12 protein-coding genes are annotated in these 16,277 nt (G+C 64.8%); 8 read left to right on the top strand and 4 right to left on the bottom strand.

Annotation, left to right across the window (positions count from 1 at the left end):
- The first annotated feature begins 61 nt into the window (after positions 1 to 61).
- Genes gshA through gshB form a run of 4 tightly spaced genes read left to right on the top strand, consistent with a single transcriptional unit; the run spans position 62 to position 5,451 of the window.
- On the top strand, positions 62 to 1,357 hold the full coding sequence (gene gshA / locus Q7V20_RS21580) for a glutamate--cysteine ligase (protein WP_304795799.1): 1,296 nt from the start codon (positions 62 to 64) through the stop codon (positions 1,355 to 1,357).
- Positions 1,358 to 1,409: 52 nt separating this feature from the next.
- The gene (locus Q7V20_RS21575) at positions 1,410 to 3,296 is read left to right on the top strand and encodes a potassium transporter Kup (protein WP_304795797.1); all 1,887 of its coding nucleotides are present in this window, start codon (positions 1,410 to 1,412) and stop codon (positions 3,294 to 3,296) included.
- A gap of 17 nt (positions 3,297 to 3,313) precedes the next feature.
- Entirely contained in the window at positions 3,314 to 4,507 is a 1,194-nt protein-coding gene (locus tag Q7V20_RS21570) for a benzoate/H(+) symporter BenE family transporter (protein ID WP_304795898.1), read from the top strand.
- On the top strand, positions 4,504 to 5,451 hold the full coding sequence (gene gshB, locus Q7V20_RS21565; protein WP_304795796.1) for a glutathione synthase: 948 nt from the start codon (positions 4,504 to 4,506) through the stop codon (positions 5,449 to 5,451). Before Q7V20_RS21570 ends, gshB begins: the two co-directional genes overlap by 4 nt.
- On the opposite strand, the gene Q7V20_RS21560 is transcribed toward gshB, so the two are convergent.
- Entirely contained in the window at positions 5,441 to 6,115 is a 675-nt protein-coding gene (locus Q7V20_RS21560; protein ID WP_304795794.1) for a response regulator transcription factor, read from the bottom strand. The two genes, gshB and Q7V20_RS21560, sit on opposite strands and share 11 nt — an antisense overlap.
- The gene (locus Q7V20_RS21555; protein ID WP_304795792.1) at positions 6,099 to 7,997 is read right to left on the bottom strand and encodes a sensor histidine kinase; all 1,899 of its coding nucleotides are present in this window, start codon (positions 7,995 to 7,997) and stop codon (positions 6,099 to 6,101) included. The genes Q7V20_RS21560 and Q7V20_RS21555 overlap by 17 nt, the downstream gene beginning before the upstream one ends.
- 66 nt (positions 7,998 to 8,063) lie before the next feature.
- Here Q7V20_RS21555 and Q7V20_RS21550 point away from each other — a divergent pair, with 66 nt between their 5' ends.
- Both Q7V20_RS21550 and Q7V20_RS21545 read left to right on the top strand, forming a co-directional pair.
- Entirely contained in the window at positions 8,064 to 9,977 is a 1,914-nt protein-coding gene (locus Q7V20_RS21550; RefSeq protein WP_304795790.1) for an ATP-binding cassette domain-containing protein, read from the top strand.
- A 22-nt stretch (positions 9,978 to 9,999) separates the two neighbouring features.
- On the top strand, positions 10,000 to 11,016 hold the full coding sequence (locus tag Q7V20_RS21545; RefSeq protein WP_304795788.1) for an AraC family transcriptional regulator: 1,017 nt from the start codon (positions 10,000 to 10,002) through the stop codon (positions 11,014 to 11,016).
- Here the strand turns inward: Q7V20_RS21545 and Q7V20_RS21540 are convergent.
- Both Q7V20_RS21540 and ptsP read right to left on the bottom strand, forming a co-directional pair.
- Positions 10,943 to 11,989 carry a fatty acid desaturase gene (locus Q7V20_RS21540; protein ID WP_304795786.1) on the bottom strand — a complete coding sequence of 349 codons (1,047 nt, stop codon included), beginning with the start codon at positions 11,987 to 11,989 and terminating at the stop codon, positions 10,943 to 10,945. The two genes, Q7V20_RS21545 and Q7V20_RS21540, sit on opposite strands and share 74 nt — an antisense overlap.
- 96 nt (positions 11,990 to 12,085) lie before the next feature.
- Positions 12,086 to 13,882, bottom strand: coding sequence for a phosphoenolpyruvate--protein phosphotransferase (ptsP, locus tag Q7V20_RS21535; RefSeq protein WP_304795784.1), 1,797 nt, complete (start codon positions 13,880 to 13,882; stop codon positions 12,086 to 12,088).
- 161 nt (positions 13,883 to 14,043) lie between these two features.
- Between ptsP and Q7V20_RS21530 the strand changes: the two genes are divergently transcribed.
- Both Q7V20_RS21530 and rsmB read left to right on the top strand, forming a co-directional pair.
- Positions 14,044 to 14,877 carry a GNAT family N-acetyltransferase gene (locus tag Q7V20_RS21530; RefSeq protein ID WP_304795782.1) on the top strand — a complete coding sequence of 278 codons (834 nt, stop codon included), beginning with the start codon at positions 14,044 to 14,046 and terminating at the stop codon, positions 14,875 to 14,877.
- Between the two features lie 39 nt (positions 14,878 to 14,916).
- The gene (gene rsmB / locus Q7V20_RS21525; protein ID WP_304795781.1) at positions 14,917 to 16,275 is read left to right on the top strand and encodes a 16S rRNA (cytosine(967)-C(5))-methyltransferase RsmB; all 1,359 of its coding nucleotides are present in this window, start codon (positions 14,917 to 14,919) and stop codon (positions 16,273 to 16,275) included.
- Positions 16,276 to 16,277: the final 2 nt, after the last annotated feature.

Below are 16,277 nucleotides of genomic sequence, written 5' to 3'. Positions count from 1 at the left end.
CTCAAACTCCTACAATCGACCGTCAGAATCCAAATATCTTCGCCTGAGCCCCCCAAAACCCATGGTTCCTCACCTGATTACCGCGCTCACCGGCCCCATCAACGAGCTGGAGCAGCGCATGCTCGAATCCATGCCGGCGATCGAACGCTGGTTCCGGCTGGAGTGGATGGAGCACACGCCGCCCTTCTACACCTCGGTCGATCTGCGCAATGCGGGCTTCAAGCTGGCCCCGGTGGACACCAACCTCTACCCCGGCGGCTTCAACAACCTGACCCAGGAAATGATGCCCCTGGCGGTGCAGGCCGCCATGGCCGCCATCGAGAAGATCTGCCCCGAGGCCAAGAACCTGCTGCTGATCCCCGAGCGCCACACGCGCAACCCGTACTACCTGTCCAACGTGGAACGCCTGGTGCAGATCTTCAGCCTGGCCGGGCTGAACGTGCGCTTGGGCACCCTGGACGAAACCATCACCGAGCCGGTCGAGTTGCCCCTGCAGGACGGCGGCCACCTGACCCTGGAGCCGCTGATCCGCACCAAGCGCCGCCTGGGCCTCAAGCACTTCGACCCCTGCACCATCCTGCTCAACAACGATCTGTCAGCGGGCATCCCGGACATCCTGACCGATCTGCACGAGCAATACCTGCTGCCGCCCCTGCACGCAGGCTGGGCCGTGCGCCGCAAGAGCCATCACTTCGAGTCCTACGAAGAAGTGGCCAAGAAGTTTTCAAAGCTGCTGGGCATGGACCCGTGGCTGATCAACCCCATGTACTCGGTGTGCGACGAGGTCGACTTCCAGGATGGCTCCGGTGGCGAGTGCCTGCAGACCCAGGTCGACGCCCTGCTGAACAAAATCCGCCGCAAATACAAGGAATACGGCATCAACGAGAAGCCCTTTGTCATCGTCAAGGCCGACAACGGCACCTACGGCATGGGCATCATGACCGTGCGCGATGCGAAAGAGCTGACCGACCTGAACCGCCGCACGCGCAACAAGATGTCGGTGGTCAAGGATGGCCAGGAAGTCAACCGCGTGATCATCCAGGAGGGCGTGCCCACCTATGAGCAGATGAACAACTCGGTGGCCGAACCGGTGGTCTACATGATCGACCGCTACGTGGTGGGCGGCTTTTACCGCGTTCACTCGGACCGGGGCATCGACGAAAACCTGAACGCCCCCGGCTCCAGCTTCGTGCCGCTGGCCTTTGCCGAACCCACCCAGATGCCCAAGCTGGGTGCCAAACCCGGCGCCAGCGCGCCCAACCGCTTCTACATGTACGGGGTGATTGGCCGATTGGCCATGTTGGCGGCCAGTTATGAGCTGGAAGCAACAGACCCCAACGCAGAAGTCTACGAATAAGCAGGCAATAAGCGGGCAGAATGGGCCCCTCGTCGATTCGCGTCCACCACTCGTGCAAACCAGCCCCAACGCCCCCCTCAGCCGCTCGCAACTGGCAGCGCTGACTTTGGGGGCCATCGGTGTCGTCTATGGCGACATCGGCACCAGCCCCCTGTACGCACTCAAGGAGGTGTTCGCCCATGGTCACCTGCCGCTGAACGAAACCAGCATCTTCGGCATCTTGTCGATCATGTTCTGGACCCTGACAGTCATTGTCTCGCTCAAGTACGTGACGCTGATCCTGCGGGCCGACAACAACGGTGAAGGCGGGCTGATCGCCATGCTGGCGCTGGCCTCAACGGCGGTCAAACAGCACCCCAAGCTGCGGCACTTTTTGCTGGGATTGGGCATTTTCGGCACGGCGATCTTCTTTGGTGACGGGGTGATCACGCCCGCCATCTCGGTGTTGTCTGCGGTGGAAGGCATGGAGGTGGCCGCACCCGGGCTGGAGCGTTTCGTGGTGCCGGTCACCCTGGTGGTCTTGACGCTGCTGTTCATGGTGCAAAAGCACGGCACGGGCGGCATTGGCAAATTCTTCGGGCCGATCACTGCGCTCTGGTTCCTGGTGCTGGCGGTACTGGGTCTGATTCACATCATCGACAACCCTTCGATCCTGTGGGCCATGAGCCCACACCACGCACTCGTCTTCATTTACGAGCACCCCAAGATGGCCTTTGTGGCACTGGGTGCCGTGGTCCTGTGCGCCACGGGGGCCGAAGCGCTGTACGCCGACATGGGCCACTTTGGCAAGAAGCCCATCCGCCTGGCCTGGTTCCTGTTGGCCATGCCGGCCCTGGTGCTCAACTATTTTGGCCAGGGCGCCATGCTGTTGGAGCACCCTGAGAACGCCAGCAACCCCTTCTTTGAAATGGCCCCGCACTGGGCCCTGTACCCGCTGGTGATCCTGGCCACCTTCGCCACGGTGATTGCCTCGCAAGCCCTGATCTCGGCTGCTTTTTCGGTCACCAAGCAAGTGATCCAGCTGGGCTACCTGCCGCGCCTGCGCATCATGCACACCTCGGTCGAATCCACCGGGCAAATCTACATTCCGTTCGTCAACTGGACGCTGTACGGTTGCATCGTCATGGCCGTGGTGTTCTTTGGCTCCAGCAGCAAACTGGCGGCGGCTTACGGCATCACCGTGACCATCGACATGCTCATCACCACGGTGATGACCTTCTTCGTGATCCGCTTCGCCTGGAAGCTGGCCTTGCCCCTGTGCATCGCCGCCACCGCTTTCTTCTTCGTGATCGACGTGCTCTTCTTCAGCGCCAATGTCATCAAGGTGATCGATGGCGGCTGGTTCCCGCTGCTGATTGGCGCGGTCATGTTCACCTTGATGATGACCTGGAAGCAAGGGCGCGCCATGCTCAGCGAACGCCTGCGCAGCGACTCCATCGACCTGGAGCCCTTTCTGGACGCGGTGTTTTCCAGCCCGCCCACGCGCGTGCAAGGCACGGCCGTGTTCCTGAATGCCGATGCGGGCACCACACCCAATGCGCTGCTGCACAACCTCAAGCACAACAAGGTGCTGCACGAACAGAATCTGTTCGTCACGGTGAAGGCCCACGAAGTGCCCTGGATCGGCCTGGACAAACGCGTCCAGATCGAAACCCTGGGCCACGACTGCTGGCAGGTGATGCTGCATTTCGGGTTCAAGAACGAGCCTGACGTGCCCAAGGCACTCAGCCTGATCAAACGCTATGGCGTGAACCTGGATGAGATGGAGACCAGCTACTTCCTGTCACGCGACATCGTCATCCCGACCATTGGCGGCGGCATGGCGCCCTGGCGCGAGAAGCTGTTTGCCAGCATGCACCGCAATGCCTCGGGCGCGGCGGACTTCCTGAGCCTGCCCACCAATCGCGTGATCGAGATGGGCTCCAAGGTCGAGATCTGAGCGCCCTGCTGTCATCGCTGAACCGCATCCGCCAGGACACCTCGCTGGCGGCGGTTTCGGCGGGGTTCGTGGCCACGCTGGTGGGTTTCACCAGCACCATCGCGCTGATCTTCCACGCGGCGCAATCACTGGGGGCCACGCCCGCGCAGATCAGCTCATGGGTTTGGGCCTTGGGGCTGGGCATGGGCCTGAGCACCCTGGGCCTGTCGCTTTGGGCCAGAACACCGATCCTGATCACCTGGTCCACGCCTGGTGCGGCGGTGATCGCCGCGGCGGCTGGCGGCGTGAGCTTGCCAGAAGCGGTCGGCGCCTTCCTGGTCTGCGGCGTGCTGATGTGGCTGTCGGGTGTCACCCGGGTGTTTGAACGCATGATGGGGCGCATCCCCGTGTCGCTGGCCTCCGCCCTGCTGGCGGGCATCCTGGCCAAGTTCGCGCTGCTGGCGTTCTCGCACACCACACTGCAACCCACACTGGTGCTCACCATGTTTGCCGCCTACGTGGTGGGCCGCCGCTGGTGGACGCGCTATGCCGTGCTGGGTGTGCTGGTGGTGGGCATAGTGGTTGCCGGCCTTCACGGCCAACTCAACACCCATGTGCTGCGCTGGCAACTGGCCACGCCAGTGTTGGTGGTGCCGCAATGGTCCTGGCACGCGATCATGAGCATGGGGCTGCCCCTGTTCATCGTGACCATGGCCTCGCAGGCGGTACCCGGTGTCTCGGCCATCCGCACGGCCGGGTACGAGCCTCGGGTGTCGCCGCTGATGACCTGGTCGGGCGTGACCACCGTGCTGCTGGCGCCCTTTGGCGGCTATGCCTTCAACCTGGCCGCGATCACCGCGGCCATCGTGCTCAGCCCGCACGCGCACAGCGACGCCCGCAAACGCTACACCGCCGCCATCATGTCCGGGCTGTTCTACATCGCCATGGGGCTGTTGGGCGGGGCGGTGGCCGGTGTGCTGGCGGCGTTTCCGCCAGCGCTGGTCATGGGCGTGGCGGGGCTGGCCCTGCTGGGCACCATTGGCGGCGGCCTGGCCACGGCCTTGCGCAACGAACGTGACCGCGAACCCGCCTTGATCACCTTCCTGGTGACCTTGTCCGGCATGAGCCTGCTGGGCGTCAGTTCGGCCTTCTGGGGCCTGGTCGCCGGCATCATTGCCCTATTGGTGCAACACTGGCGGGCTCCCGCCCCCGACATCGCAGATTCGCCATGAACATCCTCTTCCTCGCCGACCCGCTGGACAGCTTCAAAACCTACAAGGACAGCACCTTCGCCATGATGCGAGAGGCCGCGCGCCGTGGTCATCAGATCTGGGCGTGTGAGCAAGACGACCTGGTCTGGCAGCACGGCGGCAAGGTGCAGGCCCTGTCCCGCCAGATCGAGTTGACGGGCCACGCCGACCCCTGGTTCAAAGTGCGGCAGGAAAGCGTGGTGGTGGTGGCCGACCTGGACGCGGTGGTGATGCGCAAGGACCCGCCTTTCGATGCCGAATACCTGTACACCACGCACCTGCTGACCCAAGCCGAGCGCGAAGGTGCGCGTGTGTTCAACAGCCCCCACGCCCTGCGCGAACACCCCGAAAAACTGGCCATCCTCGAATTTCCACAGTTCACCGCGCCCACGCTGGTCACGCGCAACATCGACGCCGTGCGGGCCTTTCATGCCACGCACCAGGACATCATCCTCAAGCCCCTGGATGGCATGGGCGGCACCGGCATCTTCCGCGTGCCCGCCGATGGCCTGAACCTGGGCAGCATCGCCGAAACGCTCACCCGTGATGGGACTCAAACCATCATGGTCCAAGCCTTCTTGCCCGCCATCGCCCAAGGCGACAAGCGCGTGCTGGTGATCGACGGTGAACCCGTGCCTTTCGCATTGGCGCGCATCCCGCAAGGTGGTGAGGTGCGAGGCAACCTGGCGGCCGGGGGCAAGGGTGTGGCCCAGCCCTTGAGCGAGAGCGACTGGCACATCGCCCGCACCTTGGGCCCGATCCTGGCGGCACGCGGCCTGCTGCTGGTGGGCCTGGACATCATTGGCGACAAGCTCACCGAGATCAACGTGACCAGCCCGACCTGCTTTCAGGAGATCACCCAGCAAGCGGGCTTTGACGTGGCCGCGCGCTTCGTGGATGCACTGGAAGCCAAGATCAGCGCTTGAGGGTTTCGTTGAGCAGGCCCAAACGGTTGGCCTCGAACACGGCCTCACTGCGCGAGTGCACGGCCAGCTTGCCGTAGAGCTTCTTGATGTGGGTCTGCACGGTGTGCACAGTCACGCCCTGCAGGCGCGCGATTTCGGCATAGGCCAGCCCGCGCGCGATGTGCTGCAGCACCTCCTGCTCGCGCGGCGACAGGCTCACGGCGGCAGGCTCCGGATCGGGCGTGGCGGGCCGCATGCGCAACAGCAAGTGCCGCGCGATCATGGGCGAGATGGGCGAGGCGCCGCGCTTGACGGCCAGCAGGGTCTCGGCGATGTCGGCGGCCTCGTCGTCCTTGTGCACATAGCCCACGGCACCCGCCTCGATGCTGGCCACCACATTGACCTCGTCACCGAACATGGACACCACCAGCATGTCGCATTGCGGCCAACGCGCATGCACTTCGCGCATCAGGGTCAGGCCACTGCCATCGGGCAGGCCCAGGTCCACCAGCAACAGGTCGGATGGATGCTTTGAAAACCACTGGCGGGCGGAAGCCAGCGTGACAAAGGAGGCCGCCACCATCAGTTGCGGATGCGCGTTGATGCACGACACCAGGAACTCGCAGGTCAGCGGATTGTCTTCAACCACCACCACCGTCAATCTGTTTTCACTGTCCTGGCTCATCAGGCCTCCTCATGGGCAAACTCAAACGCACCTCGTAGCCGCCCTCAGGTGGGCTCACAAATTCAATGCCTGCGCCAATCGTGCCGGCCCGGCTGCGCATGGTCTGCGAGCCATGGCCTTCGGCCTGGGGCCCCAACGCCCCCCGGCCATCATCATGCAGCACCAGCAGCAATTGATCGCCGTGGTGCCGGGCCCGCAGCGTGACCTCTTGTGCACCCGCATGCTGCAGCACGTTGGACAGCGCTTCGAACAGGATGTACTGCAACTGGCGCAAGGCCGCTTGCGTGCCCGCAGGCCATTCGGGCAACTCATCCACGTCCCAATGCAAGGACAAGCCCGCCGCCTTGAAGCGGGGGGTCATGCGAAAGCGCAGGCTGGCCAGCAGGCCGACCACATCACCTGGCGGCATGGACATCGCGTCGATGGACAGCTTCAACTGGTCGAGTGCCTCGCGCAGGATGCGCGTCACCATGCGCAGATCCACCGCCTGCGGCGTGACGGGGTTGAGCTGGCGCAAGGCCGTGGTCAGGTGGGCGCCCACGCCATCGTGCATGTCACGCAGGATGCGGGCGCGCTCGGCCGACACCGCCTGCGCTTGCTCCAGCGACGCCACGCGCTGAAAGCTGTCGCGCAGCTCGGCTTCACGGCGCTGGATGCTGGCCACCAGGTCGTGGTTCAAATGGGCCAGTGCCCGCCTGGAACGGGCGTGGTCGCCGGCCACGATGAAGGCCATGCAACCCACCATCACCGGGCCACCATAAGGCAGCATGTACACCGAATCCAAAGACAGCTGGTTCAACTGCAGTGCCACGTCATGGGCCGCCGCCGGGATGGACACCAGGGAGCCAAAGGCGAACAGGTTGCGGTCTGGGCGCCGAGTGCGGTAGGCGTGCCACAAGGCCAGGGCAAAGCCCACCAAGGCCACCACGTAGATGGCCAGGTAAATCAAGCCCACCAGCAATTGCGACGGGATCAAGGCCACCACCAGGGGAGCCAGCAGCGCCAAGCCAAAGATGAGCCGTTCGGCCCAGGCCCATTGGCGCTCGGAAAACCGCAGAAAGAACAGGCACATGGACAACTGCGCCCACACGATGCACAGAAAGCTCAGCGAATCCCAGACCGGCATGGGCAGGAATGGATCGGGCACGATGTTGGCCGACGAGCCCACGCCCCACAGGATGGCTGCTTGGCCGATGAAGCCAAACGCGCTCTGGCTGCGGTCTCGCATCCACAGCACCATCAAAAACAGGCCCATCATCACCAGGCCGACATTGGCCGCGTGCACGCCCATCACCTGCACCCACCAGCGCTGGTTGTACATGCGGGAGATGGTGCGCGCCGAACCGATCCACACCGGGGCCAAACCTGAGCGACTGACACTGTCGCCACTGACCCGCACTTCGACCACGTTGTCACCCACCTTCCACAAGCTGGGCGGCACGGTGAACATCAAGGGGGTGTACCAGTTGGCGCTGAGCGGCGGCTCCATCGACCCCACGGCGCCCAGCGACACGCCGTTGATCCAGACCTCGGCATTCATGCTCACTTTGGGCACATACACAGCCCAGGTCTGCGGGGGCAACGTCGGCAAAGGTGCATTCAGCCGGTACCACAGGCTGCCCGTCAGCTCGCGGTGCGTTTGCGACCATCGATGCGGCAACCTCACGCTCACCCAATTGTCCAGGTCGTCGGGGGGCGTGGCGCGTGGCGAGGCCAAGGCCTCGGCATCCGTCAATTCCATCACGTGGGATTCACGCCCCGAGTGATCCGCCGGAAAGTGCCACAACCACCAACCCACGGCCAGCACCAAAGCGCCCGCCAGCCCCCAGATGGCGGAAAACAGGCGGGCACGGTGGCGGGGATCCAGGAGAAAAGGCGGCATGACCGCGCATTGTGCGGGCGCAGGCCTGACAATGCCGACTTCACGAACCCTCAAGCACCCAAACGAATGGCCCTCCTGACCTTGAATGACGCCTGTCTGGCTTTCGGCCACGTGGCCCTGCTGGACCACACCGCCTTCGCGCTCGAAAGCAGTGAACGCGTCGGCCTGATCGGGCGCAACGGCACGGGCAAGTCGTCCCTGTTGAAGATCATCGCCGGCATGGAAAAGCTCGACGATGGCGTGGTGCAATTCCAGAACGGCGTGCGCCTGGCCTATGTGGCCCAGGAACCGCAATTCGCCGACGGCATCAATGTGTTCGACGCCGTCAGCCTCGGGCTGGGCGACATCCGCGAACTGCGCGACCGCTTCGAAGCCCACCAGGAAGGCGACGACCTCGACGCCCTGATGACCCAGATCGAAGCGCGCGACGGCTGGAACTGGGAGCAACGCGTCGAACAGACCCTGCAGCACCTGGATTTGCCACCCAACCTGATGATCAGCGACCTGTCAGGCGGCATGAAAAAGCGCGTGGCTTTGGCGCAGGCCCTGGTGGCCTCGCCCGATGTGCTGCTGCTGGACGAACCCACCAACCATTTGGACTTGAACGCCATCACCTGGCTGGAAGAACTGCTGGTGGCTTTCAAGGGCAGCGTCCTGCTGATCAGCCACGACCGCGCCTTCCTGGACAACGTCTGCACCCGCATCATCGAACTGGACCGCGGCATCCTCCGCTCCTACCCCGGCAACTTCGCCGCTTATGAGCTGCTGAAAGCCGGTCAGTTGGCCGACGAGGCCCTGGCCAACGCCCGCTTCGACAAGCTGCTGGCGCAAGAAGAAGTCTGGATCCGCAAGGGCGTGGAAGCCCGACGCACCCGCAGCACCGCCCGCATCAAGCGCCTGGACGACCTGCGTGGCGCGCGCGCTGCCCGCCGCGACACCATCGGCCGCGTCAAGCTGGAAGTCTCGCAAGGCGACCGTGGCGGCAAGATCGTGGCCGAGCTGGAAGACGTCAACAAGCGCTATGGCGACCGCGACATCGTCAAGAACTTCACGGGCACGTTTTTGCGCGGCGACAAGGTCGGCCTGGTCGGCTCCAATGGCGCGGGCAAGACCACGCTGCTCAAAATCATCCTGGGCGAGCTGGCGGCCGACAGTGGCAAGGTCAAGATCGGCGCCAACATCAACGTCGCCTACTTTGACCAGATGCGCGACAACCTCGACCTGAACGCCACGCTGGCCGACTTCATCAGCCCCGGCAGCGAGTGGATCGAGATCAACGGTTCGCGCAAGCACGTGATGGGTTACCTGCAAGACTTTTTGTTCTCGCCCGCACGCGCCAATTCGCCCGTGCGCACTCTGAGCGGTGGCGAGCGCAACCGACTGCTGCTGGCGCGCCTGTTCGCCCGCCCCTCCAACGTGCTGGTGCTGGACGAACCCACCAACGACCTGGACATCGACACGCTCGACCTGCTGGAAGACTTGCTGGCCGAGTACCCGGGCACCGTCTTCCTGGTCAGCCACGACCGGCGCTTCCTGGACAACGTGGTCACCAGCACCGTGGTGTCCGAAGGTGGCGGTAGCTGGCGTGAATACGAAGGTGGCGTGCAGGACTGGCTGATCCAGTCGCGCCGGGCCGAGGCGCTGGCCAACGCCAATGCCAAGTCGTCGGGCTCTTCGGGCAACAACACACCGCCCGCTTCGGCAGCACCCGCACCTGCGCCCGCTGCCCCCGTGGTGGCCGCGGCAGCCCCGGCCAAGGCCCGCAAGCTCAGCTACAAAGAGCAGCGCGAGCTGGACGAGCTGCCCAAGCGCATTGCCGACCTGGAGACCGAGCAGGCGTCCTTGAACGCGCAATTGGCCGATCCGGACATCTATAAAAAGAACCCGCAAGGTCTGCCTGCCATGCAGGAACGCATCGGTGCCATCGACGAAGAACTGTTGACCCTGCTGGACCGCTGGGAGACCTTGGGTCCCAAGTAAGCCAGGCAAGGTGGGCCACCAGGTGCAGCAACACACCGTTCTGGCCAGTTGGGCCCGGGTGATCCGGCGCACGCTGGATGCCAGCGGCTGTGACAGCACGCAACTGTTGTTGGACGCGGGCCTGAGCAACGCCATGCTCGACGACCCCAACGGCCGCTGCCCGGCCCAGGCCATGGCACGGTTGTGGCGCCTGTCCGCGCAGGCCACGGGTGACGACGCGTTTGGCCTGAAGGTCGCGCGCCACGTCATGCCCACTTCCTTCCACGCCTTGTGGCAGGCCCAGTCGGCCAGTCAGACCTTGAAGGATGCTTTCGAGCGCGTGGCGCGGCACTTCCATGTCGTCACCGATGCGTGGAGCCTGGCGTTCACGCCGCAAGGCGATGAGCACATGGTGCGCTTGCTCGCCCCGGCTTCTGGCATTGCGCCCGAACCTGAAGCGATTGACGCGGCGGCAGCCCTGGTGGTGTACACGGCGCGCTCGCTGCTGGGCAACCGCAGCATCGCCCCACTCCGGGTCGAGTTGCAGCGCGCCGCGCCTGCCGCGTTAGACGCCTTCGAGCGCACCTTCAGGTGCCCCGTCAGTTTCAGCGCGGGGCAAAATCTCATCGCCTGGCCTCAGACTTTGATCAACGCCCGACTGGAAGGCGCCAACCCCGAACTGGCCCGCCACAGCGAGGCCTTGCTGACCACCTACCTGGCCGGCATCCACAAGGACAACACCGTGGCACAAGTGCGCGCCTGCCTGGCCGATCTGCTGCCACGTGGCGAGCCTTCACAAGCGCAGGTGGCGCAGCAACTGAACTGCAGCGTGCGCACCTTGCAGCGCCGTTTATCAGACCAGCAAACCAGCTTCACCGACCTGCTGGACCGCACCCGGCACACGCTGGCTTTGTCGCACCTGGCCGACCCAGCCTGCTCGATCAGCGAAGTGGCCTACCTGCTGGGCTTTGCCGACACCAGCAATTTCACGCGGGCTTTCCGGCGCTGGACGGGACAGTCGCCGACCGAGCATCGGCGCGCCAGCGGTTCGCCCGGCTGAACGTGCCCAGGTCATTGAAGCGCACGCCCACCTCGCGCATCACGCGGTGGGCCACTGGCGCCGTCAGCTGCCGCACATAGAACGGCTCCTTGACCACGAAATGGTGGATGGCGTGGGTCGATCCGAAGTTGCAGCAAAACAGTTGGAAAGGCCACATCCACACCGGCGTCAGCACCTGGCATTGCTGCAGCACGTTGCCGTCTTCAATGTCACCGTAGTAATGCATGTTGCTGCTGACAAAATGCAGGCAGAAGGTGCGCCACACATTGGGCGCAATCCACACCACCACCAGCGTGTCAAGTGCCGTGACCCACGACGCGGTCACAGGGTGCCCGGCCAAGGCCAGCGCATGCACGGCCAGGAACACATACCAAAGCGCCCAGTGCAGCAGGCCCAGCGGAAAGTAAGCCGCCATCGTGCGCGTCAGCATGCGCAAGCGCAGCTGGCGCGTTGGCGCCCGGTGCAAGCGCAACAGCACCGACAGCATGTTGTCGCCCGTCATCAAGAAGCGGCGCAAGCCCCAGCGTTCGCCATTGGTGATGGCGCGCTCTTCGATGTCACGCTCGGTGCCCGAATGCTTGTGGTGGTTGAAGTGAATCTCGCGGCGTATCCAAGGGTTGATGGTGCTGGGCCGGGCCAGCCACACCAGCGCCATCATCAGGTGATGCGCCCAGGGCTTCTGCCGAAAATACATCCAGTGGATGAGGTCGTGCTCCAGCTCGTGCGTGAAGGACGCGAAGAAAGCCACCAGCAGGATCGTGGCCCAGGCGGGCAAGGCACCCTGCACATACCCAAAGGCCGAGGCCAGCATGCCCGCCCACGACAGCACCAGAATGGCCACACCGATGGCGTTCTGCTGCTTCAGGATGGGAAAGCGCTGGCGCAGTAGGGCACCTTCCTGCGTCACCACGCGCTTGACGTATTCGGCCCGCTCGTGAGGCGATTGGCGGCTGATATCTGGGTTCGAAGACATGATCGGTTCGCGGGCCGGCAGCCCAACTGTGACAAACCGCACGACTTTAGGAGCCTGCCGCTTTCACCGCCTGTCTTTGAACGCCAGGTTGTTGGCTTACGCCGCCACCGACAGCAAAGTCTTGCCAGCCAAGCCCGGCGTGGCCACGGCCGGGAACAGGTGCGTGCAGGTTTCTTCCGGATCGTCGCTGTTCAGCACTGGTTCGAGCAAGGCCGCCAGGCGGCGGGTGTCGGCGCGCAGCACCCGCTGCTTGACCGATGCGATCTGCGACGGGTGCATCGAGAAACTACGCAGCCCCATGGCCAGCAACAACTCGGTGAAGATGGGATCGCCCGCCATTTCGCCGCACACGCTCACACCGCGCCCCGCCGCGCGAGCCTGCTGGATGGTGGTCGACACCAGGTGCAGCACAGCCGGATGCCAGGGGTCGTACAAATGCGCCACGGCCTCGTCGGCCCGGTCGATGGCCAGGGTGTACTGGATCAAATCGTTGGTGCCGATCGACACGAAATCAAAGTGCCTTAAAAACACCGGCAAGGTCAGCGCGGCCGCAGGCACCTCAATCATCGCTCCCAGCTCGACCGTGCCAAACGGCTTGCCCGATTCGGTCAGTTGCCGCTGCACGTGCGCAATGTTTTCCAAGGTCTGGCGGATCTCGTGCAGGCTGGCCAGCATGGGGATCAAAACCTTGACCGGCCCGTGGTATGCCGCCCGCAGCAAGGCACGCAATTGGCGGCGGAACATGCTGGGCTCGGACAAACTCCAGCGAATCGCCCGCAGGCCCAGCGCCGGGTTCAGCACCGATTCATGGCGCAATTCGTTGGGCGACAGGCCATCCAGCGGTTTGTCGGCGCCAATGTCCACCGTGCGGATCGTCACCGGCAGGCCTTTCATGGCATCGACCGCCGCGCGGTAGGCCATGTATTGTTCTTCTTCGTCGGGCAGGTTGTCCATGCCGCGGTTCATGAACAGGAACTCGCTGCGGAACAGGCCCACGCCCACGGCACCAGCCTCCAGCGCGGCCGCGCCGTCTTCCGGCATCTCGATGTTGGCCAGCAGTTCGATGCGTTCGCCATCCAGCGTGACCGCTGGCGTGTGGCGCAAACGGGCCAGCCGACCACGCTCCAGCTCGCTCTGGCGCTGCCTGAAACGGTACTCTTCCAGCACGATGGGCGAGGGGTCCACGATCACCAAACCGGCATCGCCGTCGATGATGATGCAGTCATCCTGCCTGATCAGGTGGCTGGCCTGGCGGGCGCCCACCACGGCCGGGATGTCCATGCTGCGCGCCACGATGGCCGTGTGCGAGGTCTTGCCGCCCACATCGGTCACAAAGCCCTTGAACACGCTGCGCTTGAAGCTGAGCATGTCGGCCGGGGCAATGTCGCTGGCCACCAGCACCAGGGGCTCGTCGCCACCAAAATCCTTGGCGCTGGTCACCACCGACGGCGCGCCGCGCCCCAGGGTGCGCAAGATGCGCTCCACCACCTGCTCCAGGTCGGCCTTGCGCTCGCGCAGGTAGGCGTCTTCCATTTCGTCAAATTGACGGGCCAGCACTTCCAGCTGGGCCGACAAGGCCCATTCGGCGTTGTAGTGGCGCGAGGTGATCCAGTCGGCCGTGGCCCCGATCAGGGCCTCGTCCTGCAGCAGCATCTGGTGCACGTCCAGCAAGGCGGCCAGCTCAGAGGGCGCGTCTGGCGGCAAATCACGCTTGAGCACCTCGAATTCGTGCGCAACCACGTCGCGGGCGTCCAACAGGCGCGAGATCTCCTCGTTGACCAGGTCAGGGTCGACGAAATGGTGGGGCACGTCCACCCGGCTGGAGGCGACCAGCACCGCCCGGCCAATGGCCACGCCCCTTGAGACAGGCAAACCGAATATCTGGATGCTCATGGTCTTCGATGCTAACAGCGCTGAATGAGGCGCAGCGTGAGGATTTACAAGGATCTGCACCCCCGTCACCGTTCTGTCATGCGAGATTCACGCCAGCGTCACGCCCTCCGCCAACACTCGGCCCCGTCACACGTTCATTGAACTCACTGAAGGAGCCGACCATGAGGGATTTGCCGCTGCCCACGCTGCCCATTGCAGACCTGCGTCCCAACTTCACGGCCGAATCGCGCGCCGCCCGGAGGTCACTTCACCCAAGCTCACACGCATTTGAAGTCGTTTGGGCACGCACTGAAGAAGATGTTCTCGCGGCGCAGCGCCTGAGGTACCACGTCTTTGCCGAGGAAATGGGCGCCAAGTTGCGCGTGCCCGCCGGCAGCCCCGCAGGCCATGACATCGACCTGTTCGACCCCTATTGCGAGCACCTGCTGGTGCGCCTGACCGGCCCGGGCCCAGACACCGGCATGGTGATCGGCACCTACCGGGTGCTCACCCCTGACTCGGCCAAGCGCGTGGGTGGCCTCTACAGCGAGACCGAGTTCGACCTGATCCGCCTGCGCCCACTGCGGGCCAAGATGGTGGAGCTGGGCCGCTCCTGCGTGCACCCCGACCACCGCACCGGTGGCGCCATCATGGCCCTGTGGGGCGCCCTGGCCGAATTCATGGTGCGCAATGACCTGGACACCATGATCGGCTGCGCCAGCATCAGCATGCGCGATGGAGGCCACATGGCCGCCAGCCTGTGGAACAAGCTGCGCCACACCCACCTGGCCCCGATCGAGCTGCAAGTGCGCCCGCGCCTGCCCCTGCCGGTTGAAGAGCTGGACCACCACCTCAACGTCGAAGCCCCCGCGCTGATCAAAGGCTACCTGCGCTGCGGCGCCAAAGTGCTGGGCGCGCCCGCCTGGGATCCGGACTTCAACACCGCCGACCTGCCCATGCTGATGCGCATTGGCGACTTGCCCAGCCGCTACCGCCGCCACTTCCTGGGGGACTGAGGCTCGGATCCTGGGGCAAACGCGCATAGACTGCGCGCCATGACCTCGCCCTCCCCCTCTCAAGCCACCCCGCTCAGCCTGCCTTTGTGGCAATTGCTGGCGGGCTGCGCCGACGCCGTCACCGCCGTGAGCAACGGCCAATCCCTGACCGAAGCCCTCACCGCCTGCCGCCCGGCTGAACGCCCCGGTGTCCAGGCCCTGTCCTTCACCGTGCTGCGCCGCATCGGCCGCGCCCAGGCCCTGCGCCAGGCCCTGGTGCCCAAGAAACCCGCCCCCTGGGTCGACAGCCTGATCATCTCGGCCCTGGCCCTGGCCTGCGGCACCGAGTACGACGAGCACACCCTGGTCGACCAGGCCGTGACCGCCGCCAAACGCAAGGCCGAACGTGCCTCTGGCTTGGTCAACGCCGTGCTGCGCCGTTTTCTGCGCGAACGCGATGCCTTGATGGCCGCCACCGACCGCGACCTCATGGCCCGCTACAACCACCCCGAGTGGTGGATAGCCCGCCTGCGCAAGGATTGGCCTGACCACTGGGAAGCACTGCTGAATGTCAACCAGGTCCAGCCCCCCATGACCTTGCGCGTCAACGCCCGCAAGACCACCGCGAGCGCCTACCTGCAGCGCCTAAAGGATGCTGGCATCGACGGCCACCTGCTGCCCGACGACGCCCACGCGCGTGATGCCATCGTGCTGGACGCCGCCGTGCCGGTGAACCGCCTGCCCGGCTTCGAGCAAGGCGAGGTGTCGGTGCAAGACGCCAGCGCCCAACTGGCCGCGACCTTGCTGCTGGCCCCCATCGATGGCCAGACGCTGCCCAGCGGCGCCCGCGTGCTCGACGCTTGCGCCGCCCCCGGTGGCAAGACCGCCCACCTGCTGGAGTTGGCCGACCTGAACGTCACCGCCGTCGATGCCGACCCAGAGCGCCTCAAGCGCGTCACCGACACCTTGAACCGCCTGGGCCTGCAAGCCCAGACCATCGCAGCCGATGCCAGCCAACCCGACAAATGGTGGGACGGCGAGTTCTTCGACGCCATCCTGCTCGACGCCCCCTGCAGCGCCTCCGGCATCGTGCGCCGCCACCCCGACGTGCGCTGGCTGCGCCGCGACAGCGACATCGCCAACCTGGCCCGCACCCAGGACGCCATGCTCACCGCCTTGTGGCCCAAGCTCAAGGCGGGCGGCCGCCTGCTGTACTGCACCTGCTCCGTCTTCAAACAAGAAGGCCAGGCCCGGATCGACGCATTTTTGCAACGAACCCCGAGCGCCCGGGCCCTGCCGTCCCCCGGCCACCTGCTCCCTGTGGTCGAATATCCCGACGACCCTGCCCTGGCCAATCCGGCCCTGCTGCAGGACATGGGCGACGGCTTCTTCTACGCCCTGCTGATCAAAACCCCCTAGGT

Source organism: Aquabacterium sp. (assembly GCF_030652515.1).
Lineage (GTDB): Bacteria > Pseudomonadota > Gammaproteobacteria > Burkholderiales > Burkholderiaceae_C > Aquabacterium.
Note: the sequence above shows the minus strand (reverse complement) of the source record. Positions and strands in the feature narration are given on the sequence as shown.